General features: G+C 71.1%; 25 protein-coding genes. 16 read left to right on the top strand and 9 right to left on the bottom strand.

What is annotated here, in order from left to right; translation table 11 throughout:
- Nucleotides 1-12 precede the first annotated feature (12 nt).
- Complete coding sequence (gene scy / locus CRP49_RS05380) at nucleotides 13-3,960, bottom strand: polarized growth protein Scy (RefSeq protein ID WP_097252378.1); 3,948 nt, start codon at nucleotides 3,958-3,960, stop codon at nucleotides 13-15.
- 206 nt (nucleotides 3,961-4,166) lie between these two features.
- A complete protein-coding gene (mce, locus tag CRP49_RS05375) occupies nucleotides 4,167-4,607 on the bottom strand; it encodes a methylmalonyl-CoA epimerase (RefSeq protein WP_094216060.1) in 441 nt (146 codons plus the stop codon).
- 149 nt (nucleotides 4,608-4,756) lie between these two features.
- Between mce and CRP49_RS05370 the strand changes: the two genes are divergently transcribed.
- From CRP49_RS05370 to CRP49_RS05360, 3 genes are all read left to right on the top strand, one after another.
- The gene (locus CRP49_RS05370) at nucleotides 4,757-5,956 is read left to right on the top strand and encodes an acetyl-CoA C-acetyltransferase (RefSeq protein WP_097252377.1); all 1,200 of its coding nucleotides are present in this window, start codon (nucleotides 4,757-4,759) and stop codon (nucleotides 5,954-5,956) included.
- Nucleotides 5,957-5,993: 37 nt separating this feature from the next.
- Complete coding sequence (gene meaB / locus CRP49_RS05365; RefSeq protein ID WP_097252376.1) at nucleotides 5,994-6,950, top strand: methylmalonyl Co-A mutase-associated GTPase MeaB; 957 nt, start codon at nucleotides 5,994-5,996, stop codon at nucleotides 6,948-6,950.
- Nucleotides 6,951-7,096: 146 nt separating this feature from the next.
- On the top strand, nucleotides 7,097-8,338 hold the full coding sequence (locus CRP49_RS05360) for an MFS transporter (RefSeq protein WP_097252375.1): 1,242 nt from the start codon (nucleotides 7,097-7,099) through the stop codon (nucleotides 8,336-8,338).
- 38 nt (nucleotides 8,339-8,376) lie between these two features.
- Here the strand turns inward: CRP49_RS05360 and CRP49_RS05355 are convergent, their stop codons facing one another.
- The 4 genes from CRP49_RS05355 to CRP49_RS05340 all read right to left on the bottom strand — a co-directional run bounded on the left by CRP49_RS05355 (nucleotide 8,377) and on the right by CRP49_RS05340 (nucleotide 11,034).
- Nucleotides 8,377-8,853: a MarR family winged helix-turn-helix transcriptional regulator gene (locus CRP49_RS05355; protein ID WP_094216056.1), complete on the bottom strand. Its 477-nt coding sequence runs from the start codon at nucleotides 8,851-8,853 to the stop codon at nucleotides 8,377-8,379.
- Nucleotides 8,854-8,946: 93 nt separating this feature from the next.
- Nucleotides 8,947-9,708 carry an AIM24 family protein gene (locus tag CRP49_RS05350; RefSeq protein WP_097257205.1) on the bottom strand — a complete coding sequence of 254 codons (762 nt, stop codon included), beginning with the start codon at nucleotides 9,706-9,708 and terminating at the stop codon, nucleotides 8,947-8,949.
- Between the two features lie 41 nt (nucleotides 9,709-9,749).
- Nucleotides 9,750-10,400 (bottom strand): AIM24 family protein, encoded by a 651-nt coding sequence (locus CRP49_RS05345; protein ID WP_097252374.1) that lies wholly within the window; start codon nucleotides 10,398-10,400, stop codon nucleotides 9,750-9,752.
- Between the two features lies 1 nt (nucleotide 10,401).
- Nucleotides 10,402-11,034, bottom strand: coding sequence for an AIM24 family protein (locus CRP49_RS05340; RefSeq protein ID WP_094216054.1), 633 nt, complete (start codon nucleotides 11,032-11,034; stop codon nucleotides 10,402-10,404).
- A 159-nt stretch (nucleotides 11,035-11,193) separates the two neighbouring features.
- Between CRP49_RS05340 and CRP49_RS05335 the strand changes: the two genes are divergently transcribed.
- The 5 genes from CRP49_RS05335 to CRP49_RS05320 all read left to right on the top strand — a co-directional run bounded on the left by CRP49_RS05335 (nucleotide 11,194) and on the right by CRP49_RS05320 (nucleotide 13,526).
- The gene (locus tag CRP49_RS05335; protein WP_094216053.1) at nucleotides 11,194-11,544 is read left to right on the top strand and encodes a DUF3817 domain-containing protein; all 351 of its coding nucleotides are present in this window, start codon (nucleotides 11,194-11,196) and stop codon (nucleotides 11,542-11,544) included.
- A complete protein-coding gene (locus tag CRP49_RS05330) occupies nucleotides 11,541-11,834 on the top strand; it encodes an MTH1187 family thiamine-binding protein (protein ID WP_097252373.1) in 294 nt (97 codons plus the stop codon). Before CRP49_RS05335 ends, CRP49_RS05330 begins: the two co-directional genes overlap by 4 nt.
- Nucleotides 11,835-11,983: 149 nt before the next feature.
- Entirely contained in the window at nucleotides 11,984-12,736 is a 753-nt protein-coding gene (locus CRP49_RS05325) for a hypothetical protein (RefSeq protein WP_097252372.1), read from the top strand.
- Nucleotides 12,733-12,873 (top strand): hypothetical protein, encoded by a 141-nt coding sequence (locus tag CRP49_RS46735; RefSeq protein ID WP_179851510.1) that lies wholly within the window; start codon nucleotides 12,733-12,735, stop codon nucleotides 12,871-12,873. The genes CRP49_RS05325 and CRP49_RS46735 overlap by 4 nt, the downstream gene beginning before the upstream one ends.
- Entirely contained in the window at nucleotides 12,870-13,526 is a 657-nt protein-coding gene (locus CRP49_RS05320) for a TetR/AcrR family transcriptional regulator (RefSeq protein ID WP_097252371.1), read from the top strand. The genes CRP49_RS46735 and CRP49_RS05320 overlap by 4 nt, the downstream gene beginning before the upstream one ends.
- A gap of 133 nt (nucleotides 13,527-13,659) precedes the next feature.
- Here CRP49_RS05320 and CRP49_RS05315 read toward each other — a convergent pair whose 3' ends face one another.
- Nucleotides 13,660-14,640 (bottom strand): DUF5937 family protein, encoded by a 981-nt coding sequence (locus CRP49_RS05315; protein ID WP_097252370.1) that lies wholly within the window; start codon nucleotides 14,638-14,640, stop codon nucleotides 13,660-13,662.
- Nucleotides 14,641-14,723: 83 nt separating this feature from the next.
- Between CRP49_RS05315 and CRP49_RS05310 the strand changes: the two genes are divergently transcribed.
- The 4 genes from CRP49_RS05310 to CRP49_RS05295 all read left to right on the top strand — a co-directional run bounded on the left by CRP49_RS05310 (nucleotide 14,724) and on the right by CRP49_RS05295 (nucleotide 18,665).
- On the top strand, nucleotides 14,724-15,965 hold the full coding sequence (locus CRP49_RS05310; protein ID WP_097257204.1) for an MFS transporter: 1,242 nt from the start codon (nucleotides 14,724-14,726) through the stop codon (nucleotides 15,963-15,965).
- A gap of 11 nt (nucleotides 15,966-15,976) precedes the next feature.
- Nucleotides 15,977-16,486: a MarR family winged helix-turn-helix transcriptional regulator gene (locus CRP49_RS05305; RefSeq protein ID WP_094216048.1), complete on the top strand. Its 510-nt coding sequence runs from the start codon at nucleotides 15,977-15,979 to the stop codon at nucleotides 16,484-16,486.
- A 43-nt stretch (nucleotides 16,487-16,529) separates the two neighbouring features.
- A complete protein-coding gene (locus CRP49_RS05300; protein WP_097252369.1) occupies nucleotides 16,530-16,868 on the top strand; it encodes a DUF3817 domain-containing protein in 339 nt (112 codons plus the stop codon).
- Between the two features lie 96 nt (nucleotides 16,869-16,964).
- Nucleotides 16,965-18,665, top strand: coding sequence for a methylmalonyl-CoA mutase (locus CRP49_RS05295; protein WP_097252368.1), 1,701 nt, complete (start codon nucleotides 16,965-16,967; stop codon nucleotides 18,663-18,665).
- Between the two features lie 147 nt (nucleotides 18,666-18,812).
- Here the strand turns inward: CRP49_RS05295 and CRP49_RS05290 are convergent, their stop codons facing one another.
- On the bottom strand, nucleotides 18,813-19,430 hold the full coding sequence (locus tag CRP49_RS05290; RefSeq protein ID WP_097252367.1) for a TetR/AcrR family transcriptional regulator: 618 nt from the start codon (nucleotides 19,428-19,430) through the stop codon (nucleotides 18,813-18,815).
- A gap of 210 nt (nucleotides 19,431-19,640) precedes the next feature.
- On the opposite strand from CRP49_RS05290, the gene CRP49_RS05285 reads away from it, so the two are divergent.
- The 4 genes from CRP49_RS05285 to CRP49_RS05270 all read left to right on the top strand — a co-directional run bounded on the left by CRP49_RS05285 (nucleotide 19,641) and on the right by CRP49_RS05270 (nucleotide 23,909).
- Nucleotides 19,641-20,612, top strand: a complete 972-nt coding sequence (locus tag CRP49_RS05285) for a tetratricopeptide repeat protein (protein ID WP_097252366.1) — start codon at nucleotides 19,641-19,643, stop codon at nucleotides 20,610-20,612.
- Between the two features lie 621 nt (nucleotides 20,613-21,233).
- The gene (locus CRP49_RS05280; protein WP_097252365.1) at nucleotides 21,234-21,881 is read left to right on the top strand and encodes a DUF6230 family protein; all 648 of its coding nucleotides are present in this window, start codon (nucleotides 21,234-21,236) and stop codon (nucleotides 21,879-21,881) included.
- A 119-nt stretch (nucleotides 21,882-22,000) separates the two neighbouring features.
- Nucleotides 22,001-22,558 carry a DUF6114 domain-containing protein gene (locus CRP49_RS05275; protein WP_097252364.1) on the top strand — a complete coding sequence of 186 codons (558 nt, stop codon included), beginning with the start codon at nucleotides 22,001-22,003 and terminating at the stop codon, nucleotides 22,556-22,558.
- On the top strand, nucleotides 22,548-23,909 hold the full coding sequence (locus CRP49_RS05270; RefSeq protein ID WP_179851509.1) for a hypothetical protein: 1,362 nt from the start codon (nucleotides 22,548-22,550) through the stop codon (nucleotides 23,907-23,909). Before CRP49_RS05275 ends, CRP49_RS05270 begins: the two co-directional genes overlap by 11 nt.
- A 161-nt stretch (nucleotides 23,910-24,070) precedes the next feature.
- Here CRP49_RS05270 and pyk read toward each other — a convergent pair whose 3' ends face one another.
- Complete coding sequence (gene pyk / locus CRP49_RS05265; RefSeq protein WP_097252363.1) at nucleotides 24,071-25,498, bottom strand: pyruvate kinase; 1,428 nt, start codon at nucleotides 25,496-25,498, stop codon at nucleotides 24,071-24,073.
- Nucleotides 25,499-25,554 lie beyond the last annotated feature (56 nt).

Here is a 25,554-nt window from a genome sequence, read left to right as displayed (position 1 = left end):
CCGTCCCGCCCGCTAGCTGTCCGGCGACTTGCCACCCGATCGGGGGGCGCCCACGGTGGCGCCCGCCTTGACTCCGCCGTCCTTGCCGGACGACGGCGCCTCAAAGGATTCCAACGCCTCCAGGACGTCCTGGACACGGGAGATCTCGGCGTTGATGTCCTCGCGCCGGCGCACCAGGATCTCCAGTTCGCGCTTTCCTTCCTCGACCGTGCGCCGGGCCTCCCGGATGGCCTCGGCCTTCAGCTCCTCGGCCTCCTTGACCAGGCTGGCCTTCTTCAGCTCGGCCTCCTTGAGCAGGCCCTCCGCCTTCTTGACGGCGGCGATCCGGACCTTGCCCGCCTCGGAGTTCGCCTCCGACACCAGCTCCTTGGCCTTCGCCTGCGCCTTGGCCAGCTGCTCCTCGGCCGCCTTGATGAGCGCGTCGCAGCGGTCGCCGGTGGACTTCATCGTCTCGGCGGCCTCGCGGCGGGCCCGCTCGTGCAGCTCCTCGATCTCGGTGGTGATGCGGTCGCGCAGCTCCTCCGCGCGCTCCCTTATGGCGGTCGCGTCCCGGCGGGCGCCGACCAGCAGCTCGTCTGCGTCGGTACGGGCCTTCTCGACCCGCGAGTTGCCCTCGACGGTCGCCTCGGAGACCAGCCGATCGGCCTCGCTGCGGGCCGCGCCCACCATCGCGTCGGCCTGCGACTCCGCGTCCGCGGTGGCCTTCAGCGCCTGCTGCTGGGCCTCGGTGAGCAGCTTGTCCGCCTCGGCCGCGGTCTCCGTGATGAGCGTGTCGACCTGCTCGGCCGCCTCCGAACGCCGCTTGTTCGCTTCCTTGCGGGCCTCGTCGAGGGTCCGCTCGGCCTCCTCGCGCGCGGAGTTGACGAGCCGCTCGGACTCCGCCTCCGCGTCCGCCCGCAGCCGCTCGGCCTCGCTGCGCAGCCGCTCCGCGTGCTGCTGGGCCGAGCCCACCGTCTCGGCGGCCTCGGCGCGCAGCCGCTCCGCGTCGCCGGTGGCGTCCGAGAGGAGCTGCTCGGCGTTCGCGAGGGCCTCGGCCCGGACCCGGTCCGCCTCGCTGAGCGTCTCCGTGCGCACCCGCTCGGCCTCGGCGGCCGTCTCCGTCTGGAGGCGCTCGGCCTCGGCGAGGGCCTCCGTGCGGACCCGCTCGGCCTCCGTGGCCGTCTCGATCTGCAGCCGCTCGGCCTCGCTGCGCGCCTCGGTGATGAGCGTGTCGGCCTGGGTCGCCGCGTCCGAGCGGATGCGGTTGGCGTCCTCGCGGGCGTCCGCCCGGGTGCGGGCCGCCGCCTGGTCGGCCTCGGCGATCGCGTCCGACGCCTCCGTACGCACCCGCTGGGCGTGCGCGGACGCGTCCGAGCGCAGCCGCTCGGACTCCGCGATCGCGTCGCCGACCGTACGCTCGGCGAGCGCCTTGGCGGCCTCCGACTCCTCGTTCGCCTCCCGCCGGACCCGCGAGGCGTCCTCGCTCGCCCGCTCCCGCTCGGCGTAGGCGTCGGCGCGGACCCGGTCCGCCTCCTCCTCGGCCTCCCTGCGGGTACGGTCCGCCGCGTGCTCGGCGGCCGAGCGCAGCCCGGTGATCTCCTCCTGCGCCTGCTCGTGCAGCCCGGCGACGGAGTCCCGCACCTGCTGCGCGTGCTGCTCGGCGGCGGACACCATCTCGGTGGCGCGCCGGTCGGCCTCCTCGACCAGCCGGACCGCCTCGGTCTGCGCGTCCTCCACCCGCTTGCGCGCCGAGGCCAGCAGCTCCTCGCTCTGCTCGCGGGCCCGCTCGCGCTCCTGGTCGGCCTCGGACCGCGCGGCACCGAGCAGTTCCTCGGCCTCGCGGCGGCGCCGGGCGGCCTCCTCCTGCGCGGCGGCGAGCGTCTCGGACGCCTCCGCGCCGAGCCGCTCGGCGGCGGCCTGCGCCTCCGCCCGGACCCGGTCGGCGGTGTCCTGGGCCTCCGCCTTCAGCCGCTCGGCCTCGGCCGCCGCCTCCGAACGCAGGCGTACGGCGATGGCCTCGCCCTCGGCGCGCGAGGCGGACGCGTCGGACGCGGCCTCGTTGCGCAGCCGGTCGGCCTCGGCCTCGGCCTGCTGCTGGAGCGTACGGATCCGCTCGGCGGACTCGGCGCGCAGCCGCTCGCTCTCCTCGGCGGCCTCCCGGCGGATCCGGGCAGCCTCCTCGCGGGCGTCGGTGAGCGCCTGCTCGGCCGCCGCCAGCCGCTCCTGGGTTTCCGTCTGCAGCCGGGTCAGTTCCTCGGCGGCCTCGGTACGACGGGCCTCGACCGCCCGCTCGGTCTCCTCGCGCAGCTCGCGCGCGGCCTGCTCGGCGTCCGACCTGGCCGCGTCGGCCTGCTCACCGGCCTCCGCGCGGAGCCGTTCGGCCTCCTTGCGGGTGCGCTCCAGGGTCTCCTCGGCCTGCCGGCGCAGCGTCGTGGCCCGCTCGATCGCCTCGGTGCGGACCTTCTCGCTGTCCCCGGTCGCCTTCTGCCGCAGCTCGTCGGCGTCCGCCTTGGCCTTGGCCAGCAGCTCCTCGGCGGACTTGGCCGCCTCCTCGATCTGCACCACGGCCTCGCGGCGGGCCTCGGCGCGGATGGACTCGCCCTCGGCGACCGCGTCGGCGCGCAGCTGCTCGGCCTCGCCGCGCAGCCGGCGGGCCTCCTCCTGCAGCTCGACCGTCTTGGCGCGGTACTCCTTGGTGTCGTCCTTCGCCGCGCCCTTGAGCTGCTCGGCGATGTCGTGCGCCTCGGCGCGCAGCCGGTCCGCCTCGGCCTCGGCCTCCGTGCGGATCCGCTCGGCCTCCTCGGCGGCGGCCTTGGTGGTGTTCTTGGCCTCGTCCGACGCCTTGTTGAGGACGTCCTCGGCGGTCTTGGCGGCCTTGGATAGCTGGGTCGCGCTCTCCTCGGCGGTGATCGTACGGGCCTTCTCGGAGGCCTCCGCGACGATCTTCTCGGCCTCGGCACGGGCGTCGGCGATCACCTGCTCGGCGTCGGACCTGGTGGTCTCGGCCTCCTTGGTGGCCTCCTCGACCAGCCGGGCGACCTGCTCCTTGGCCGTGCGCGTGCGGGTCTCGTTGGCGGCCTCGGCGCTCGACAGGGTCTTGGCGGCGGCCTGCTCGGCCTCCGTGACCAGCTTCTCGGCCTCGGACTGCGCCTTGCGCAGCGCCTCCTCGGCCTGCGCCATGCGCTCCTCGGCGGCCCGGCTCAGCTCGGCGGACTGCCGGCGGGCGGCGTCCGACTCGCTGGCGGTGGAGGTGCGCAGCTGCTCGGCGTGGTCGGTGGCCTCCTGGGCCTGCGTGGAGGCGGCGTTCAGCAGCCGCTCGGCGTCCGTGCGGGCGCGGCGCAGGATCTGCTCGGCCTCCGTACGCGCCGTCTCGGCGTCGTTCTGCAGCCGCTGCCGGGCCTCGTTGATCAGCCGCTCGGCCTCCGCGCGGGCGGCGGCCATCGCCTGGTCGGCCTCGGCGCGGGACTCGTCGAGGAGCCGGCGGGCCTGCGACTCGGTCCGGGCGCGCAGCTGCTCGGCCCAGGCCACGTTCTCGTTGACGTGCGACTCGACGGTCTGCCGGCGCTCGGCCAGCTCCTGGTCCAGCTGCTGCCGGCGGGTGACCGCCTCCTGGTGCAGCTCGGCCTGGAGCCGGGCGGCCTGCTCGGCGTGCTCCTGCAGGATGCGCTGGGTCTGCGCGCGGGCCTCAGCGGCCATCCGCTCGGCGTCCTGGCGCAGCTGGTCGGCCTGGATCTGGGCATTGCGCAGCAACTGTTCGGCCTGATAGCCGATGTCACCGCCGTCGTAGGCGGGCCGGGTCATCAGAGTGCGGCGCGCCTCGTGCAGCTTGGCGCGCAGCACCTCGACCTGGTAGCCGAGGTCCTCGGCGTGCTGGATCGCCTTTTCCCGCTCGGTCTTCAGCCGCTTCATCTCGGCCTCGAACCGAGAGAGGTGGTCGACGTCAGCCGCCGGCTCTCGCTCCTGGCTCTCGTAGCCCCGCACTGCGCGGTCCCATCCGTCCCCTGGTCAGCTTCTCCAACGAGCTCCGTCCATCCGCCGGACGGGGCCCCCGGGGAATGGTGTCAGATCAACGGCGGAGCACGGGCTGCTGCCCCGACGCTCGTCCCCCGAAACCCGGACCCCGGCATGCGGTCGCCCCGGTTATGAGGACGACCGCCCCCAACCCTACCGGCCCTTATGTACGAGGGTCAGTGCTCAGGTGACTCAACAGGGGCCGAAGTGACCAGTTCTGTCAGGACACCGTGGCAGTCCTTGGGGTGCAGGAAGGTGATCCGCGACCCCATGGAGCCGCGTCGTGGCTCGTCGTACAGAACGCGTACGCCCTTGCCGCGGATGTCCTCGGCGTCCCCGTCCACATCCGCCGTACCGAAGGCGATGTGGTGGACGCCCTCCCCGTTCTTCGCCAGCCACTTGCCGACCGCGGAGTCCTCCCGGGTCGGCTCCAGCAGCTGGAGGTAGGAGGCGCCGCCGTCGGACGTCTCGTTGATCTTGAGCATGGCCTCCCGCACGCCCTGCTCCTCGTTGACCTCGGTGTGGAACACCTCGAAGCCGTAGGTGGCCTTGTAGAACTCGACGGTCGCGTCGAGGTCGTGACAGGCGATCCCGATGTGGTCGATTCGCGTCAGCATGGGTTCAGTGCAGCGCCACGGAGGTGGTTACGCAACGTGCGCGCGATCACACCGACGGCCCGATGACGGCACGGAGTGCCACTCAGTACATTCGAAGTAAACCCTCGTTCACTCCTCGGCTCCTTGCAGCTGGAAGGGGATCGCAGCTCATGTCTTCTGGAACGACCAGCTCGGTGATCGTCGCGGGCGCCCGCACGCCCATGGGGCGACTGCTGGGCTCGCTGAAGTCCTTCTCCGGAGCCGACCTCGGCGGCTTCGCGATCAAGGCCGCCCTCGACCGTGCGGGGATCGGCGGCGACCAGGTGCAGTACGTGATCATGGGCCAGGTGCTGCAGGCCGGGGCGGGGCAGATCCCGGCCCGCCAGGCCGCGGTCAAGGCCGGCATCCCGATGAGCGTCCCGGCGCTCACCATCAACAAGGTCTGTCTGTCCGGCCTGGACGCGATCGCGCTGGCCGACCAGCTGATCCGCGCCGGCGAGTTCGACATCGTGGTCGCCGGCGGCCAGGAGTCCATGACCAACGCCCCCCACCTGCTGCCGAAGTCCCGCGAGGGCTTCAAGTACGGGGCGATCGAGATGCTCGACGCGATGGCCTACGACGGCCTGACCGACTCCTTCGAGGGCATCGCCATGGGCGAGTCGACGGAGAAGCACAACACGCGCCTCGGCATCCAGCGCCCCGAGCAGGACGAGATCGCCGCCCTGTCCCACCAGCGGGCCGCCGCCGCGCAGAAGAACGGCGTCTTCGAGGCCGAGATCACCCCGGTCGAGATCCCGCAGCGCAAGGGCGAGCCGGTCGTCTTCAGCAAGGACGAGGGCATCCGCGGCGACACGACCGTGGAGTCCCTGGGCAAGCTGCGCCCGGCCTTCACCAAGGACGGCACGATCACCGCCGGCACCTCCTCGCAGATCTCGGACGGTGCGGCGGCCGTGATCGTGATGAGCAAGGCCAAGGCCGAGGAGCTGGGCCTGGAGTGGCTCGCCGAGATCGGCGCGCACGGCAACGTGGCAGGGCCGGACAACTCGCTGCAGTCGCAGCCGTCCAACGCCATCCAGCACGCCCTGAAGAAGGAGGGCCTGGAGGTCTCCGACCTCGATCTCATCGAGATCAACGAGGCCTTCGCCGCGGTCGCCGTGCAGTCAATGAAGGACCTCGGCGTATCCACGGAAAAGGTGAACGTCAACGGTGGCGCCATCGCCCTGGGGCACCCGATCGGCATGTCCGGTGCCCGCCTCGTGCTCCACTTGGCGCTGGAGCTCAAGCGCCGGGGCGGCGGCGTCGGCGCGGCCGCGCTGTGCGGTGGCGGCGGCCAGGGCGACGCACTGATCGTGCGCGTGCCGAAGGCCTGAGTTTCCTGTACGTCGGTGAACTGAACGGAGCTGTTTGATGCAGGACGTCTCCTCTCTGGTGGCCCAGGCCAGGGAAGGCCGGCCGCGGGCCGTGGCCCGGCTCATCTCCCTGGTGGAGGGGGCGTCCCCGCAGCTCAGGGAGGTCATGGCGGCGCTGGCCCCGCTGACCGGCAACGCCTACGTGGTCGGTCTGACGGGCTCGCCCGGCGTCGGCAAGTCCACCTCCACCTCCGCCCTGGTCACGGCGTACCGCAAGCAGGGCAAGCGGGTCGGTGTCCTGGCCGTCGACCCGTCGTCGCCGTTCTCCGGCGGCGCCCTGCTCGGCGACCGGGTCCGTATGTCGGACCACGCCTCCGATCCCGGCGTCTACATCCGCTCCATGGCCACCCGCGGCCACCTCGGCGGCCTCGCCTGGGCCGCGCCCCAGGCGATCCGGGTCCTGGACGCGGCGGGCTGCGACGTGATCCTGGTCGAGACGGTCGGCGTCGGCCAGTCGGAGGTGGAGATCGCCTCCCAGGCCGACACCTCCGTCGTCCTGCTGGCCCCCGGCATGGGCGACGGCATCCAGGCCGCGAAGGCCGGAATCCTGGAGATCGGCGACGTGTACGTCGTCAACAAGGCGGACCGGGACGGCGCCGACGCCACCGCCCGCGAACTGAACCACATGCTGGGCCTGGGCGAGGCCCGCGGCCCCGGCGACTGGCGCCCGCCCATCGTCAAGACGGTCGCGGCCCGCGCCGAGGGCATCGACGAGGTGGTCGAGGCCCTGGAGAAGCACCGCGCCTGGATGGAGGAGCACGGCGTCCTCGCCGAACGCCGCAAGTCCCGCGCGGCCCGCGAGGTGGAGACGATCGCGGTCACCGCCCTGCGCCAACGCATCGGCGACCTCCACGGCGACCGCCGCCTGAGCACCCTCGCGGAGCGCATCGTCGCCGGCGAGCTGGACCCGTACCGCGCGGCGGACGAACTCGTGACGGGCCTGACGGAGGGCTGAGGGTCGTCAACTCGGCGCCGCTGCTGCTAGCTTGACCGGCATGTTCCTCTCCTTGGCATAGAGCGCGCACCGGATCGCGGGGCCCGGCACAGGGCCACCGCGTCCCTCGGTGTCCCCTCTTCCGCCTCGCTCAGAGGAACCTCAGCGTGTCCACACACCCTTCGCGGCTCCAAGGGCCTGTCCAATGTGACGACAGGCCCTCGTACGCCGCCGTCCTGCGCGTCCCGCACGCGCGCCGCACCTTCGCCGCCGCCCTGGCGGCCCGCCTGTGCTACGGCACGGTCTCCCTGGCCGTCCTGCTCTCCGTCACCCGGGCCACCGGGTCCTACGCCGTCTCCGGGGCCGTGATGTCCCTGTTCGGCGGCGCGGCGGTCTTCCTGATGCCCCTGCGGGCGTCCCTCGTCGACCGGCACGGCCCGCGCCGCGCCCTGCTCCCGATGGCCGCCCTCTACGGCAGCTTCCTGTGCGCTCTGGCAGCCCTCACCTGGCGGCCCGGGGCGCCGGCGGCCCTCATCGCCGCGGCCGCCGCCCTGGCGGGCGCCTGCGCACCCCCGCTGGGCCCCACCATGCGCGCCCTGTGGGCGGAACTGGTCGCCGACCGGAGCCTGTTGCGGCGCGCCTACAGCCTGGACGGCGTCGCCGAGGAACTGCTGTACGTCTCCGGTCCGGCGCTGGTCGGCGTGCTGGTGGGATGGGCACCACCGGCGTCGGGCATCCTGCTCAGCGCCTTCCTGAATGTCGCGGGCACCTGCGCCTTCGTCACGTCCCCGGCGATGCCCGGACCGCGTCCCCAGCCCCGCGGGAAGAGCCCCGGCGGCGTCCGCGGCCTGCTGCCCCCGGTCGCGGTGGCGACGGGCGTCGGACTGGCCCTCAGCGGTGTCGAGCTGCTGGTGCTGGCCTTCGCCGCCGAGCGCTCGTACGACACCGCCCTGGTGCCCTGGGTCCTGGGCGCGCTCTCGGCGGGCAGCGCGGTGGGCGGGCTGGTCAACGGGGCGGTGGAGTGGCGTTCGGCCGCCCGGGTACGGCTGTGCTGGTTCGCGGTGGGCCTCGGTCTGGTGATCGCCGCAGCGGGCCTGGCACCGGGCCTGTGGACCCTGACGGTGGCCATGGCCTGCGCGGGCGCGTTCATCGCCCCGGCCCTGACGACCGCGTATCTGCTGGCCGACGAGACCGCGACGGAGGGCACTCGGACGCGGGCGGGGGCGTGGGTGAACACGGGGGTGAATGCGGGAAGTTCGGGGGGTGTGCTGGTGACAGGTTTGCTGATCGGCCGACTCCCGCTGACGCTGTGCTTCGCCCTGGCCGGCGGGACCGCTCTGGTCGCCGCCCTGGCTGCGGGCAGTCGCGCCGCTGGGGCGGCACGGGTGGGCGCAGCGGCGCCTCGTTAGCGCCGAGCCGCGCGACCCCCCGCCCAGCTACAGCACCCTCAGGGACGCCCCCGCTGCCCCCTCAGGTGCTCGGCGATCGGCTTCAGCCCCTTGTCCAGCTCTATCAGCGCCTCCGGCGACAGCAGATCGATGAAGTGCTTCCGCACCGACGCCACATGGTGCGGCGCGACCTTCTTCATCGTCTCCATGCCGTGCTCCGTCAGCACGGCGTACAACCCCCGCCGGTCGGACTCGCAGTTCTCGCGCCGCACCAGGTTCGCGTTCTCCATCCGCGTGATCTGGTGCGAGAGCCGGCTCTTGGACTGCAGCGTCGCGGAGGCCAGGTCGCTCATCCGCATCCGCACGTCGTCGGACTCGGACAGGTTCACGAGGATCTCGTAGTCGTTCATTGTCAGGCCGAACGGCTGCAGATCCTTCTCGAGCTGGTACGTCAACAGCCTGTTGACCTCCAGGTGGGTGCGCCAGGCGCACTGCTCCGCATCGGTCAGCCAGCGCGTGGCCGTCTCGGTCTCCATGAATGAAGTCTACCTAAGAAGTTGAAAGACGAACTACTTCGGATGGTGTGACGGTGCGCACGCGTTCGACCGTCACACTCCGCAGACTACCGCTCACAGCCCGAAGCGACGCTGGAGGTCTCCCAGCTGTCCGGGAAGGCGCGGTACGCCCGACGATTGCGGACCGTGTCCGGACGGTGCCGCTCCGCCACCACCGGGCACCCCCGGTTCGGGCGGAACGACCCCCGTGGCCTGCTCGGCCATCAGGGTCTCGCTCGACTGCAGCAGGACCGTCCCGGCTCCCACGAACTCGAACTGGTGCTCCTCGCCGGAGGCTCCGCCCAGGCCCGTCATCGCACGTAGACCGCCCATCACGCCCGTCAGGTACCCGTGGTCGTAGTGATGACACGGTGACGGGCAGTCGGCCCACCCGACGAGCGCCTGGGGGTCGACCCGGATCGGAGGTTCCATGAACACCACCGGACCGTTAGATGCGGCCACAAACTTTCCGGTTCCGATAAGGGTCAGAAAACCCGGCACGATCGACTGTTTGAGCGCGAGACTTGGCTGAAAAGCGAGCAGGTTGCCCGCGCGAATGGTCAAGTTCCCGTCGTCCAGGTCGTAGGAGTTGACGTCGAAAGCCCGGTCGGCCAGCAGCATCTTGCCCGAGCCCTGCGCCACGACCCAGTCGCTCGCGTGCAGTGGCGAATGGAAAGACGTACGGACAAGTCGGTCGAGTCGGCCGTGCCCGATGCCGTTGAACTCGATCGCCCCGTAGTAGGCGATCATCTTTCCCTTCTGCAGGAACCACTGCCCGCTCTTGAGCTCGACGCAGAACGTGTACTTGTTGACGTTGTCGTCGACGGGCAGCGTCATCGGGTCGTGCACCACCGGGCCGCCGGCGGGACCGTACGCGCTCACAGCTTCTCCTCCGAGGCCTGGACGTACACCGTGCCGCTGCCGCTCAGCTCCAGCTGGAACGCCTCGCCGGAGCCGCGGCCCACCATGTCGCGCCAGCCGAGCGCGGTGGACAGCTTGTTGCGCACGTCGCCGTGGTGGGCGACGTACGCCTGCGGGTCCACATGGACCGGGCGCTGGGGTGTGATCGGGATCTCGAAGACGCCGCCGTGCGCCATCACGGCCACCGAGCCCTGCCCCTGGAGGGTGGTGGTGAACAGGCCCTGCCCAGTGACCTGGCCCCGGACCAGGCCCATGACCCCGCCCTGCGAGCCCATGAACATCGTGCCCTGACGCAGTGTGCCGTCGAAGGCGAGCAGGCGGTCGGCCTCGACGTACAGGGTGTCGCCGGTGAGGTTGATGACGTGCACATGGTGGCCGCCGTGCCCGAAGAAGACGGTGCCGCTGCCCTCGACGGTCATCAGCGGGGTCGCCTCGCCGGCCACCCGCCGCCCGAGCATGGACATCAGCCCGCCCTGGCCGCCCTGGAGGTTGGGTGTGAAGGACACGTCCCCCTTGTAGGCGAGCATCGCCCCGCGCTGGCTGAACAGCCGCTGCCCGGGCAGCACGGTCGCCTCGACCATCTTGGAGTTGATCTCCCGGAAGCTCATCTCACAGGTCCCCCGCGATCGTGTTCCGCTCGCTCGGCTGCACATAGACCAGCCCGTCGCCCTCGAAGCGGATCTGGAAGGCCTCGCCGCCGCCCTCCCCGAAGAACGTGCGGAACGTCACACCGGACTGGAAGGACTGTCGTACGTTCCCCTGGTGGGCGATGTACGCGCCCGGGTCGACGATCAGCGGGTACTGCGGGCTGACCCGGAGCACCACGGCCGGACCGTCGGAGACGATCGCCGCCTGCCCGTGTCCCTCGACGGTCGTCGTGAACAGACCGTTGCCCTGCGAGGCACCGCGCAGCCCGGTGAACGTCGTGCCCGTTCTGAGCCCGGCGTCGGTCGCGAGCAGGTTGCTCGACTCGACGTAGAGCTTGTCCCCCTGGAGGCCGACCAGGTTGATCTCCGAGGCCCGGTCCGCGAACCAGCACGTCCCGTGGCCCCTCACCTCCATCACCGTCATCTGTTCGCCGGTGAGCCGCCGGGTCACCATCCCGCGCAGTCCCTCACCGCCACCGCTCAGCTTCTTGAAGGCCATCTGCCCGTCGTACGCGACCATCGAGCCGTTCTTCGCCTTCACGGCGTCCCCGGTCATGTCGACGGCGAGCACCTTGCTCCCTTGGAGTCGGAACATCGCCACGCTGCGAAAGTAGCGGCGACGCGGGTGGGCCGAACAGGGCCCGTGGGTGGAGCGCGACCCTGAGCGCACCCCTAGGGGCACGGTTTGCCACAATGGGCGAACGCTTGTGCTTCCGTTCACAAACTGCGACGTCTCTCCCACCGAAGGTGACCCGTGGATCTCAAGACAGCCTCCGCCATCCGCCGCCTCCGCCTGATCTCCGTGCCGGAGGGCATCTCCTGGATCATTCTCGCGACCTGCACGATCATCAAGTACACGGTCGCCTCGGGCTTCGACGTCGCTCCGGTGCTGGGCCCGATCCACGGCGTGCTGTTCATCCTCTACGTGATCTTCTGGGCGGACGCCTGGAACCGCACCAAGTGGGCCAAGGGCAAGGCCGCCCTCTACTTCGCGTACTCGATCATCCCGGGCGGCGGCTTCATCATCGAGCGCGCGCTGCGCCGTGAGGCCGAGGACGCCGTCATCGCGGCCCGCGCCCGCAAGGAAGAAGGAGCCGTCGCATGATCGTCGCCTTCTCTGTGACGCCCCTCGGCGTCGGTGAGGACGTGGGGGAGTACGTCGCCGACGCCGTCCGCGTGGTCCGCGAGTCGGGCCTGCCCAACCGGACCGACGCCATGTTCACCTCCATCGAGGGCGAGTGGGACGAGGTCATGGACGTCGTCAAGCGCGCCGTCGCCGCCGTCGAGGCGCGCGCACCGCGCGTGTCGCTCGTCCTCAAGGCCGACATCCGGCCCGGCGTGACCGACGGACTCACCTCCAAGGTGGAGACGGTCGAGCGGCACCTGGCGCCGTAGCGCCGGCCGCATCACCGTGAACCTCGGCCCTGTGTGGGGGCCGGGGTTTTCCCAACCGCTTTCTTTGAGCGGTCGCTCAAAGATGGGTACTTTCCCTCCCAGACGTTTTGAGCAGTCGCTCAAACACCACTCTGACGTGGGGGAACACCATGGGTCTCTACATAGAGACGCATATCCGCACCGACCTGGACGATCTCTGGGCACGCACCCAGGACCCCGCCCAGCACCAGCGCTGGGACCTGCGGTTCATCGAGATCGACCACCTCCCGAGCGCGGAGGGCGAACCGCAGCGCTTCCGGTACGCCGCGCGCGTGCTGCCGTTCCTCAAGGTGTCCGGTACCGGGGTCACCGCGGGCGAGAAAGAGCGCCCCGACGGCACCCGCACCTCCGTCCTGCGCTTCGTCTCCCCGCACCCTCTCTCTCTGCTCGCGGAGGGCAGCGGCTACTGGCGCTACGTGCCCGACGCACAGGGCGTCCGCTTCCTCACCGGCTACGACTACCGCCCCCGCTGGGGCGCCTTCGGCGCGCTCGCCGACCGGCTGCTGTTCCGGCCGCTGACGGGCTGGGCGACCGCCTGGTCCTTCGACCGGCTGCGGCTGTGGCTGGAGCGGGGCATCACCCCCGAGCGGGCCCTGGCCAACTGGCTGGCCGAGCTGGCGGTGCGCGCGCTGGTGCTCACGGCGTGCCTGACCGGTCTGGGGCGGGAGTCCGGCATCCGCGGCTTCGGCCCGTTCGCGGCCACCATGGCCTTCCTCTGTCCGCTGCTGCTGATGGTCGCGCTCTCGCTCGCCCTCCTCAAGGCGCCGCTCGCCTGCACCCCGGCCGCCCGCCGCTGCCTGCGCACCCCGGTCACCCACGCGCGCGCACCCCGCCTCCTGGCCGCCCTGGAGAAGCACGGGTGATCGCGAACGTGCCGCACGCCGGCACCTTCGGCCGTGAGACGGTGACCTCTGTGCGCACCTTCGACCCGCCCGGCCGCTCCCGCCCCTTCGACCCCCGGACGGTGATCGACCCGGTGCGGGAGGAGGCGCGCGCATGAGCCCGGAGACGGCCAAGGCCCAGGAGACGAAGACGAGACTCCTGGAGGGCGCGCTGCGCACGCTCACCGAGCAGGGCATCGCCAGGGCCTCGGCCCGTACGGTGGCCTCGGCGGCCGGCGTCAACCAGGCGCTGGTCTTCTACCACTTCGGCTCGGTCGACGAACTGCTCGCCGCCGCCTGCCGCTACGGCGCGGAGCGGTCCGTGGCGCGGCATCGCGGCCGGCTCGCCTCCGTCACCTCCCTCTCCGAGCTGCTCGCCGTCGGGCGGGAGATCCACGAGGAGGAACGGGCGGGTGGTCATGTCGCCCTCCTCGGGCAGCTGCTGGCGGGCGCCCAGACCCATGCCGCCCTGGGGCCGGCGGCGGCCGCCGGGCTCGATCTGTGGATCGAGGAGATCGAGCGGGTGCTGCGGCGTGTGCTGGTGGCTACGCCCTTAGGCGGGTTCGCTGATCCGGTGGGGCTGGCTCGTGCTGTTGCTGTGTCCTTCGTCGGCATCGAGCTGTATGAGGGTGTGGACGAGGGTGGTGCCCATGCCGCCCTTGATGCTTTGGAGCAGCTCGGTGCGTTGGTTGCTGCGCTGGAGGATTTGGGGCCGGTTGCTCAGCGGGCGGTGCGGCATCGGCTGCGCCGGGCTCGCGGGCGGGCGCCATAGGGGTGCGGGTCGTGTGCCGGTGCGGGTGCGTTGTGGCTGGTCGCGCCCACGCGGCGGAGCCGCATATCGATACAGCCCCGCGCCCCTGGGTTGGCTGCCCCTGCCCGGCATCACCCAGTACCCGGCACCAGGGTCAGCCGCCTGCCGTCAGCGCCATCCCCAGCGGTGTTCGCTCGTACAGGACCTGGTGGCCGTACCGGCGTGCGGTCAGCAGGCCCGCGTCGCGCAGGACCGTGAGGTGGGCCGATACCGACGAGGGGGCGAGGCGTAGCCGGTGGGCCAGGGTGGTGGTGGTCGCGGGGTCGTCGAGTGCGGTCAGGACGGCGGCGCGGTTGGGGCCGAGCAGGCGTATGAGTGCCTGGGGGGTTCGGTCGGCGGGCTCGGCCCACAGGCCGGCGATGCCCCGGGCGGGGTAGACGACCGTGGGCTGCCACGGGGGGTCGAAGCCCGTGATCACGTCGGGCCAGGAGAACACGCTCGGCATCAGGACCAGGCCCTGGCCGCCGAGGTCGCGCGCGTACTCGCCGTGCAGCGGGAGCGTCAGCGTCCGGCCGTCCCAGGACAGCCGTGCGTCGAGTTCCGGCAGCAGGGTGCCGAGTCCCACCTCGGCCAGCCGCCGTGAGTGGAAGGCCACGTCCGCCTCCAGCAGCGCCCGCAGCCGGGGCCACTCCGGCTCGACCAGCACCCGCCAGGCCTCCTCCAGCGCGTCCGCCAGTTCCCGCACCATCCGTGCCGGATCCGCGAGCCACGCCCGGCCCCGCGCCGACTCCAGCGCGCCCGGGGTGCAGGCGAGCGAGCGGGCGGTGTCGTCCCGGGCCGCGTCCGGGTCGGCCCCTCGTACGGCCGCGATCTCCTCCTCGAAGCCGGCCGCGGGACCGATCGGCGGCGGCCCGAGCCAGTCGGGCGAGTGCCCCCGCCGCGGCATCAGCAGCCACAGCGGTGTCAGGTCCAGCCCCGCCGCCGCCGTACGGATCCGGCGCAGCCAGGGCACGTGATAGCCCTGCCGGTCGGGCCGCTTCAGCGTCCGCACCGCCTCCTGTGTCTCCCACAGCGGTGAGACGGCGAACCGGCAGCGCAGAAAGTCGTCCTCACCGAAGTGGAGCTGCGAGGGCATGGCAGTCCTTTCGGAGGTGCGGAACATTCGGCCTGGGCCGAAACTCTACGGTGCTCGCCGCCGGCCCGGGCACGCTGCGCGGCATGTCCGCATCCTCCGAGGCCACGGCGCCCGCGCACGCCGGTTACGGCCGCGTCCTCGCCGTGCCCGAGTTCCGAGCCGTCTTCGCCGCGCACATCCTGTCCATGCTCGGCGTGATCATCAGCGAGATCGCGCTCTCCGTGCTCGTCTACGACCTCACCCGCTCACCCCTCATGAGCGCCCTGACCTTCGCGCTCGGCTTCCTGCCCTACGCCGTCGGCGGCACCCTGCTCGCCTCGGTCGCCGACCGCCTCCCGGCCCGGCGCGTGCTGGTGACGTGTGACCTGGTGTGCGCGGGGTGCGTGGCGCTGATGGTGGCCCCGGGGGCGGACATCGGTGTGCTGCTCGCGCTGCGCTGCGGCCTCGCCCTCGTCGCTCCGGTGTTCGCCGGCACCCGCATGGCGACGCTCGCGGACGTCCTCGGCGACGGCGAGCCGTTCGTGCTGGGCCGCTCCCTGCTGCGGATCGTCGCGCAGAGCGCGCTGCTCGTCGGATACGGCCTCGGCGGTCTGCTCCTCACGGTCGTCAGCCCGCGCCACGCCCTGCTGATCACCGTCGGCACCTTCCTCGCCTCGGCCGCCCTGCTGCGCCTCGGCACCCGCCGCCGCCCCGCCCGCGCCCGGCAGACGCGGGATCCACTGCCCGGCGCCCGCCACCTCCTCGCCGACCGGCGCATCCGCGTGCTGCTCCTCCTCTTCTGGGTGCCGGCGATGTTCTCCGTCGTCCCCGAGGCGCTGGCCGCCCCCTACGCCGACACGCTCGGCGCCGGGTCCACCGGCCTGGGCCTGCTGATGTGCGCGCTGCCCGTCGGCACGGTGGCCGGCGAGCTGTACGCCGGGGCGCGGCTGGGCCCCGCGGCCCGGGAGCGGATCGCGCTGCCGCTGGTCTGCCTGACCCTGCTGCCGTACCTCGGTTACGGGCTGCGCCCCGGCCTCGGGCTCTCCCTGCTGTTCCTGCTGCTGTCCGGGGCGGGATCGGCGTACACCCTGGGCCTGGACCAGTGGTTCGTGCGGGCCGTGCCCGAGGAGCTGCGCGGGCGGGCCATGACCCTGCTCAGCGCGGGGCTGATGACGATCCAGGGCGTCGGCATGGCGCTGGCGGGGGTCGCGGCCCAGGTCATGGGGGTGCGGGCGACCGTCGTGGGGGCCGGTGCGCTGGGCGTGCTGTGCTGCGGCGGGCTCGCCCTGGCCTGCCGGGCGACCGAAAGCCGAGACAGGGCTGAACGGGATATGACCGGCGGGTAGGGTCTGATGACGTGCCGAAGCCTCTCAGCCTCCCCTTCGACCCCATCGCCCGTGCCGACGAGCACTGGAAGCAGCGCTGGGGAAACGTGCCCTCGATGGCCGCGATCACCTCGATCATGCGGGCGCAGCAGATCCTGCTGGCCGAGGTCGACGCGGTGGTCAAGCCGTACGGCCTGACCTTCGCGCGCTACGAGGCGCTGGTGCTGCTCACCTTCTCCAAGGCCGGTGAGCTGCCGATGTCCAAGATCGGCGAGCGGCTGATGGTGCACCCCACGTCCGTGACGAACACCGTGGACCGGCTGGTGAAGTCGGGGCTCGTCGCCAAGCGGCCCAACCCCAACGACGGGCGCGGCACGCTCGCCGTCATCACCGACAAGGGCCGCGAGGTGGTCGACGCGGCCACCCGCGACCTGATGGCGATGGACTTCGGCCTCGGGGTGTACGACGCCGAGGAATGCGCGGAGATCTTCGCGATGCTGCGCCCGCTGCGGATCTCGGCACACGATTTCGACGAGGAGTGACCCGGGGCAAGATCTCCCGGAACGGACGGTTACGCTCGACCGCATGAAGAAGAGCGTGCTGACCCGCTACCGCGTCCTGGCCTACGTCACCGGTGTGCTGCTGGTCCTGCTGTGCCTGAGCATGATCGCCAAGTACGGGATGGACGTCGACGGCGCCGCCGACTTCACCCGGGTCGTCGCCATCGCGCACGGCTGGCTGTACGTCGTGTACCTGGTCTTCGCCTTCGACCTGGGCTCCAAGGCGAAGTGGCCGGTCGGCAAGCAACTGTGGGTGCTGCTGGCGGGGACGATCCCGACGGCCGCCTTCTTCGTCGAGCGGAAGATCAGCCGCGAGCTGGAGGCCAAGGTCGCAGAGCCGGCCCCGGCCGTCGCCAAGGTCTGACCTCCATCGGCCATCACCGCCGTACGAGTGCCGTACAGGTGCCGTACGGCGGTTGCCCATCGACATTTACTAGGACGTCCTAGTAAATTCGATGGTATGGACGCTCACGCCATCGAGGAGGGCCGCCGACGCTGGCAGGCCCGATACGACGCCGCGCGCAAGCGCGACGCAGACTTCACCACGCTCTCCGGTGATCCCGTGGAGCCGGTGTACGGGCCCCGACCGGGCGACACGTACGAGGGATTCGAGCGGATCGGCTGGCCCGGGGAGTACCCCTTCACGCGCGGGCTCCATCCGACCGGCTACCGCGGGCGTACCTGGACGATCCGCCAGTTCGCCGGGTTCGGCAACGCCGAGCAGACCAACGAGCGCTACAAGATGATCCTCGCCGCCGGTGGCGGGGGTCTGTCCGTGGCCTTCGACATGCCGACCCTGATGGGGCGCGACTCCGACGAACCGCGCTCGCTGGGCGAGGTCGGGCACTGCGGGGTGGCGATCGACTCGGCCGCCGACATGGAGGTCCTGTTCAAGGACATCCCGCTCGGTGACGTCACGACGTCGATGACGATCAGCGGGCCCGCCGTACCCGTCTTCTGCATGTACCTGGTCGCCGCCGAGCGGCAGGGTGTGGACCCCGGGGTGCTCAACGGGACCCTGCAGACCGACATCTTCAAGGAGTACATCGCGCAGAAGGAGTGGCTCTTCCAGCCGGAGCCCCATCTGCGCCTCATCGGCGACCTCATGGAGTACTGCGCCGCCGGCATCCCCGCCTACAAGCCGCTGTCCGTCTCCGGGTACCACATCCGCGAGGCCGGGGCCACGGCCGCACAGGAGCTGGCGTACACGCTCGCGGACGGGTTCGGGTACGTGGAGCTGGGGCTCTCCCGCGGGCTCGACGTGGACGTCTTCGCACCGGGGCTGTCCTTCTTCTTCGACGCCCACGTCGACTTCTTCGAGGAGATCGCCAAGTTCCGTGCGGCCCGGCGCATCTGGGCCCGCTGGATGCGGGACGTGTACGGGGCGAAGAGCGAGAAGGCGCAGTGGCTGCGGTTCCACACGCAGACCGCCGGTGTCTCGCTGACCGCGCAGCAGCCGTACAACAACGTGGTGCGTACGGCCGTGGAGGCGCTGTCCGCCGTGCTCGGCGGGACCAACTCGCTGCACACCAACGCCCTGGACGAGACGCTGGCGCTGCCGAGCGAGCAGGCCGCGGAGATCGCGCTGCGTACGCAGCAGGTGCTGATGGAGGAGACCGGGGTCGCCAACGTGGCGGATCCGCTGGGTGGTTCGTGGTACGTCGAGCAGCTGACGGACCGGATCGAGGCGGACGCGGAGAAGATCTTCGAGCAGATCAGGGAGCGGGGGCTCAGGGCTCACCCGGACGGGCGGCACCCGATCGGGCCGATCACCTCCGGGATCCTGCGCGGGATCGAGGACGGCTGGTTCACCGGGGAGATCGCGGAGTCCGCGTTCCGGTATCAGCGGGCGTTGGAGAAGGGTGAGAAGCGGGTGGTGGGCGTCAACGTCCACACCGGGTCGGTGACCGGGGATCTGGAGATCCTGCGGGTCAGCCATGAGGTGGAGCGGGAGCAGGTCCGGGCGCTGGGTGCGCGGAAGGCTGCGCGGGACGAGGCGGCGGTTTCTGCGGCGCTGGACGGGATGCTTGCCGCGGCTCGGTCCGGGGCGAACATGATCGAGCCGATGCTGGACGCGGTGCGTGCCGAGGCGACGCTCGGGGAGATCTGTGGGGTGCTGCGGGAGGAGTGGGGGGTGTACACGGAGCCTGCCGGTTTCTAGGCGCCGTTGCTTGGTCCGGGCGTACCGGGGGGCTCCCGCCCCCTGGACCCCCGGCCTATGCCCACCCTCCCCCGCGCTCGGCTTCGCTCGCGCGGGGGGACCCCCATCCCGACTCGGTGGGTCGAGAGGTGGGCGTGGTGTTTCGGCCTACTGCTGAGACGCGAGGCCCGTCAGTAGTACCCGGGTGAAGCTCCGCACCCATTCCTCGTCCGCCGGTTTGCCGCTCACCAGGGTGCGGTGGACCACCGCACCCGCGACCATGTCGAAGATCAGGTCACCCGTGCGGGCGGATTCCGCGGCGTCGGGTTCCGGGGGGAGTTCGCCGCGGCACTGGGCGCGGGCGCGGCCCTCCAGGACCAGGCGCATCTGGCGGTCCACGATGGAGGCGCGGATGCGTTCGCGCAGGGCGTCGTCGCGGGTCGACTCCGCGACCACCGCCATCAGGCCGCTGCGGGCCTCCGGGCGGTCCAGGATGGCCGCGAACTGCAGGACCACGCCCTCGATGTCGGCGGCCAGGCTGCCGCGGTCGGGCATCTCCAGTTCGTCGAAGAGCTCGGCGACCGCGTCGACCACCAGTTCGTGCTTGCCGGCCCAGCGGCGGTACAGCGTCGTCTTCGCAACCCCGGCCCGTGTCGCCACGTCTCCCAGCGTGAGCTTGGACCAGCCGAGCTCCACCAGTGCCGCACGGGTGGCCGCCAGGATCGCGGCGTCAGCGGCGGCGCTGCGCGGGCGTCCGGTACGGCTGGCGGGGGTGCGGCTCTGCATCCCACGACCATAACCGGCCGTTTCTGTGAGGTCGTGAGGGAGATCACCGAGGCGTGGTGTCGCGGGGGCCCCGCATGCCATTACGCTACGACTCGTAGCGAAAGCTCGTGAGGGACGTACACGGGCGACGATCACCGGCGTGGGGTGGGGACCCCGACGCCCACCACATCGCTTTTTCATTCATGCGCGGGAACGGGGGAGGATAGACGCATGCAGCCACGGAACATGTCCACGAGCGGCGTCGTCGACCTCGCCGCGGTAAAGGCGGCCCAGGAGGCCAAGACCAAGGCGGAGCAGGCGCGCGCCGAAGCCGCCCGGCAGGGCGGGGCGGGGGCCGTCTCTCCGGCCGATCTCGTCATCGATGTCGACGAAGCCGGTTTTGAGCGCGATGTCCTGCAGCGCTCCGCCGAAGTCCCCGTCGTCATCGACTTCTGGGCCGAGTGGTGTCAGCCCTGCAAGCAGCTGAGCCCGGTCCTGGAGCGACTGGCCGTCGAGTACAACGGGCGCTTCCTGCTCGCCAAGATCGACGTCGACGCCAACCAGATGTTGATGCAGCAGTTCGGGGTCCAGGGGATCCCCGCCGTGTTCGCGGTCGTCGCCGGGCAGGCGCTGCCGCTCTTCCAGGGGGCCGCCGGCGAGCAGCAGATCCGGGAGACCCTGGACCAGCTGGTACAGGTCGCCGAGCAGCGCTTCGGCCTGACCGGTCTGGTCGTCGACCCGGACGCGCAGCCGGGCGCCGCCGCCGAGCGCGAGGTGCCGGCCGGGCCGTACGACGCCCTGCTCGAAGCGGCCGTACAGGCGCTGGACGCGGGCGACTTCGGCGGGGCCGTCCAGGCCTACAAGAACGTACTGAGCGACGACCCGGCCAACACGGAGGCCAAACTGGGCCTCGCGCAGGCCGAGTTGCTCCGGCGGGTGCAGGGTATGGACCCGCAGCAGGTGCGCAAGGAGGCCGCCGAGAAGCCGGGTGACGTGGACGCGCAGATCGCGGCCGCCGACCTCGACCTGGTGGGCGGTCATGTCGAGGACGCCTTCGGGCGGCTCATCGAGACCGTGCAGCGCACGGTGGGTGACGACCGGGACGCGGTGCGGCGCCGGCTGCTGGAGCTGTTCGAGGTCGTGGGCCCCGAGGACCCGCGGGTGGTCGGGGCGCGCCGCGCCCTGGCCCGCGCCCTGTTCTGACCAGTTACTAAACGCCACGGCTTGTGATGCCGGGGTGAAAGATTTGCCGACGTGGCGTCAGGGCGGCTGCGCTTTACCAAATCTTGGTAATCGCAGCCGCTGTTACTCGCAGTAAATCAGGGCCGTTGATCTGTCTGGTTTCGTCCATGGATCAACGGCTTTGCTCTGCCCCTGGATGCGACCGAGTGTTGCCCTCCGAGACCGGCGGGTCGTTGTTCGGTTATCCGGCCGTTACTAGCGAGTAACGAACCCCCTTGTGCCGGGCGCGAGAATGCACCACGATCGGCGACGCTCGGTCCATTCCCGTACCCCGACAGCCGGTCGGGTCACGGGAGACTCTGGGTCCCCACCGAGCAGAGCCGGCGGCAGTGGCGCCGGCTCTAGGGCAGGGGGGTCTTCGCCGGACCGGCGAAGCCTGTCCAGAGGTTGTGCGTGATGCGTGTCAGGCGCGACCAGTGGTTGTCGCTCGGGGGTGATCGCCGGTGATTCGGGCGCGGTTCGCGCCTCCGAGTACGGGCGCTCTCCTTCCCGAGGACGTAGCACTTCTCCCATCCCTGCCTGGCTGAGCCGCCGACTGGGGCGAGTCCGGGCCAGGAGATGTACGTCCGAGAAGGAGGAAATATGGAGTCCCAGGTGCGTGGCGGGACCAGATGGAAGCGGTTCGCTGTGGTCATGGTGCCCAGCGTCGCCGCAACGGCCGCGATAGGTGTCGCCCTCGCGCAGGGCGCTCTCGCTGCTTCGTTCAGCGTTTCGGGTCAGCAGTTCAAGGTGACGGCCGACAGCCTCCACGGTGAGGGCTTCGCCCAGTACGGGGCGGTCGACAGCGGCTACACGCTCGACGGGAAGAAGACGGCCCACGCGGTCGCCGTCTCGTCGTTCAACGACGCCACGATCACCAACATGTGCCAGTCCGTGGTCACCCCGGACGTGCCGTTCCTCGGGTCGATCACCCTCCGTCTGGAGGCCGGCGGTGCGGGTCACGACAAGGTCCAGGCCCACAACCTCTACATCGACGTCGACGACCTGAAGGCCGACGCCGTCTTCCACGGCATCGACATCGGTGTGGCCGCCAAGGACGCCAGCAAGGGTCCGGGCATGAAGGGCAACGGCGAGCAGGCCAACCCGTTCGGCTTCGCCCAGCAGGCGGACTCGGCGGACCTGACCAACGTGCAGCAGACGGCGTGGGCCACCACCGCCGGCACGTTCAAGCTCAGCGGTCTGCACATGTCGCTGCACAAGGGCGACGGCAAGGGAATCGAGTGCTACTAGGCACTCGGTGATCGGGCGGGGGCGCCGACGGCACCCCCGCCCGACCCGCACTCCGGCCGCGTCTTCACGCGCGGCACACATCACCACCACAGCAACGCCGCACCAGGGAGCTGTTTTCCATGAGCGCCGAGACTCCTGCCGCCGACCCCGGCCAGTTCACCCACCGGAGGCTGCAGTTCCGCGCATGGCGGGGCGCCCGTCCGTTCTGGGCCGGGCTGTACGTCCTGCTCAGCGGCCTTCCGATCATGTACTTCCCGTACTTCCACCTCCAGCTCGGTCATCTGACGCTGGCGATGGCGACCACGGCGGGGGCCGGCTCCCTGATCATCGGCGTGCTGCTCATGGTGCTGGGCGTCAGCCTCTGGTTCCAGAAGCACGTACGGACGTTCGCGGGAGTCGCCGCGATCCTGCTGGCGCTGGTGTCACTCCCCGTGTCGAACTTCGGCGGCTTTATCGTGGGCTTCCTGCTCGCCCTCGTCGGCGGAGCGATGGCCGTGGCGTGGGTGCCGGGCGCGGAGCCGCAGTCGGAGCCGCCGGCCGGGCCCGGCCCGGGTGAGGGTGCCGCCCCCGAAGCCGCACCGCTGCCGCGTCAGGCCGCGGACGGGGTGAGCGAGTCGTACGACCTGTCAGGGACGAGCCCGGCCAACGAGGCGAACGGGAGGCACAGTGCCGGCTGACGAGGTGGCCCACGGGACCGACGTGGACGGGTCCCGTACCAGAACCGGGCCACGCCACGCGGCACCCAAGAAGCCGCTGTTCACCAGGTTCCACATGCCGGGCGGCAAGGCGATTGCCTCCGTGGCGATGCCCACGGCGGTCATCGTGGGCATGGGTTTCACGTCGACCCTCGCCCTCGCCGACAACGGCAGCACGCCGTCGACGTCCAACAGCCAGAAGGCCGCGGACTACAAGGACTGCGTCACGGCGCTGGACGACTCCAAGAACGCCTCGGCCTCGCCGTCGCCGTCCGCGAGCGTGTCCACCGCCACGGCCACGCCGACCCCCACGGCGTCCGCCGGCACCCAGGACGGCAAGGACACGGGCAAGACCCCTTCGTCGGATTCAGGTTCCGGCGACCAGGCCACGCCCAAGCCGACGGCGACCTCCGGCTCCTCCGACTCGGGTTCGGACTCCGGCTCCTCGGGCTCCGGTGGCGGCAGCACGGCCACGCCGACCCCGTCGGCGTCCCAGAGCAGCGGTGGCACCATCCTGGACACCATCGGCGACACGATCGGTGACATCGGTGACGTCCTGACCGGCGGCAAGAAGGACTCCGGTACGTCCGCGAGCCCCACGCCGTCCGCGTCCGAGTCGTCGTCGCCGGCCACGTCGTCCTCGTCCGGCACGTCCGGTTCGTCCGGCTCCTCGGGCAAGGGCAGCGCCTCCGACACCGTCAAGGACACCGCGACCAAGGCCGCCAAGACGGTCGAGGACACGGTCAAGGACACCACCGGCACCGTCTCCAAGACGGCCGAGGACGCCACCAAGGCGGTCAAGGACGCGGCCGAGTCGGCCACGCCCAGCCCCTCCGCCAGCTCCTCGACCTCCGCGGACGACTGCCCGGTGGCCACCGACGACGAGAGCGGCGTCGACAACAAGGTGCCGGTGGCGGACGACCCCTGGTACCTGAACGCCAGCTCGCTGCTGCTGAAGGGCGCCGACTACCAGGGCATCGTCGAGGTGAAGACGGCCGACGGCACCAAGAAGAAGGTGCTGAAGTACGTCATCTCCGGCGGCACGGACATCGGTGACCTGCACCAGACGGTGAACGACAAGCAGTCCGGCAAGACCTACCACGTGCAGGCCGCCAAGGGCTCGACGTCCACCATCCGCAACGGCGACACCGTGATGTACACCCAGAGCATCTCGGGCAACCTGTTCGGCCTGATCCCGGTGACGTTCAGCCCCGACAGCCCGCCGCCGCTGAACATCCCGCTGATCTACTTCACCAACGTGAAGGTGGTCCAGGCGGCCCAGTTCGGTGGTGACCTCCACGTGCCCGGCATGCACGTGTACACGACCGACTGAGCAGCCGTTCAAGCCCGTTCGGGAGCCGCACGCCGTGGCCCGGCCCTCCACTTGCGGAGGGCCGGGCCACGGCCTTTGGTGGCCCTTTACGCCGACGATCTGAGGGCGCCCCCTGTCACAGGGGGCGCCCTCACTGTCGTACAAGGCCCTTGCGGGGAGCGTTACTTGGTCTCGCCGCCCACGTGGTGGACCCGGACCATGTTGGTGGTGCCGGGGACGCCGGGGGGCGAGCCGGCGGTGATGATGACCGTGTCGCCGGGGTTGAAGCGGCCCAGCTTGGCCAGCTCCTGGTCGACCATGTCGACCATCTCGTCGGTGCTGTTGACGAACGGCACGACGTTCGGCTCCACGCCCCAGCTGAGCGTCAGCTGGTTGCGGGTGTCCTCGTCGGTGGTGAAGGCGAGGATCGGCTGGGACGCGCGATAGCGGGACAGACGCCGGGCGGTGTCGCCGGACTGGGTGAAGGCGATCAGGCCGCGGCCGCCGAGGAAGTCGGCGATCTCGCAGGCCGCCCGGGCGACCGAACCGCCCTGGGTGCGCGGCTTCTTGCCGGGGACCAGCGGCTGCAGGCCCTTGGAGAGCAGCTCCTGCTCGGCCGCGGTGACGATCTTCGACATGGTCTTGACGGTCTCGACCGGGTAGGCGCCCACCGAGGACTCCGCCGAGAGCATGACCGCGTCGGCACCGTCCAGGATCGCGTTGGCCACGTCGGAGGCCTCGGCGCGGGTCGGCCGGGAGTTGGTGATCATCGACTCCATCATCTGGGTCGCCACGATCACCGGCTTGGCGTTGCGCCGGCACATCTCCACCAGGCGCTTCTGCACCATGGGGACCTTCTCCAGCGGGTACTCGACGGCGAGGTCACCACGGGCCACCATGACGGCGTCGAACGCCGCGACGACTTCCTCCATGTTCTCGACCGCCTGCGGCTTCTCGACCTTGGCGATCACCGGGACCCGGCGGCCCTCCTCGTCCATCACGCGGTGGACGTCCTGCACGTCCTTGGCGTCCCGGACGAAGGAGAGGGCGACCATGTCGCAGCCCATGCGGAGGGCGAAGCGCAGGTCCTCGATGTCCTTCTCGGACAGCGCCGGGACGTTGACCGCCGCGCCGGGCAGGTTGATGCCCTTGTGGTCGGAGACGACACCGCCCTCGATGACGATCGTCTTCACCCGCGGACCCTCGACGTCCAGGACCTTCAGCTCGACGTTGCCGTCGTTGATGAGGACCTGGTCGCCGCGCGACACGTCGCCCGGCAGCCCCTTGTACGTCGTGCCGCAGATGTGCTTGTCGCCCGGCACGTCCTCGGTCGTGATGACGAACTCGTCACCCCGCTCCAGCTCGACCGGACCCTCGGCGAAGGTCTCCAGGCGGATCTTCGGGCCCTGCAGGTCGGCGAGGACACCGATGGCCCGGCCGGTCTCCTTCGAGGCCGCACGGACGCGGTCGTACCGCGTCTGGTGCTCGGCGTGGGTGCCGTGGCTGAAGTTGAAGCGGGCCACATTCATGCCGGCCTCGATCATCGAGACGAGCATCTCGTGGGAGTCGACCGCGGGGCCGAGAGTACAGACGATTTTCGAACGGCGCATGGGGGCGATCCTATCGGTTTGTTTCGCTGCGGAATATTCCGTCTGGCGGAAGATAC

This window comes from Streptomyces sp. Ag109_G2-15, from assembly GCF_900215565.1.
Lineage (GTDB): Bacteria > Actinomycetota > Actinomycetes > Streptomycetales > Streptomycetaceae > Streptomyces > Streptomyces diastatochromogenes.
Note: the sequence above shows the minus strand (reverse complement) of the source record. Positions and strands in the feature narration are given on the sequence as shown.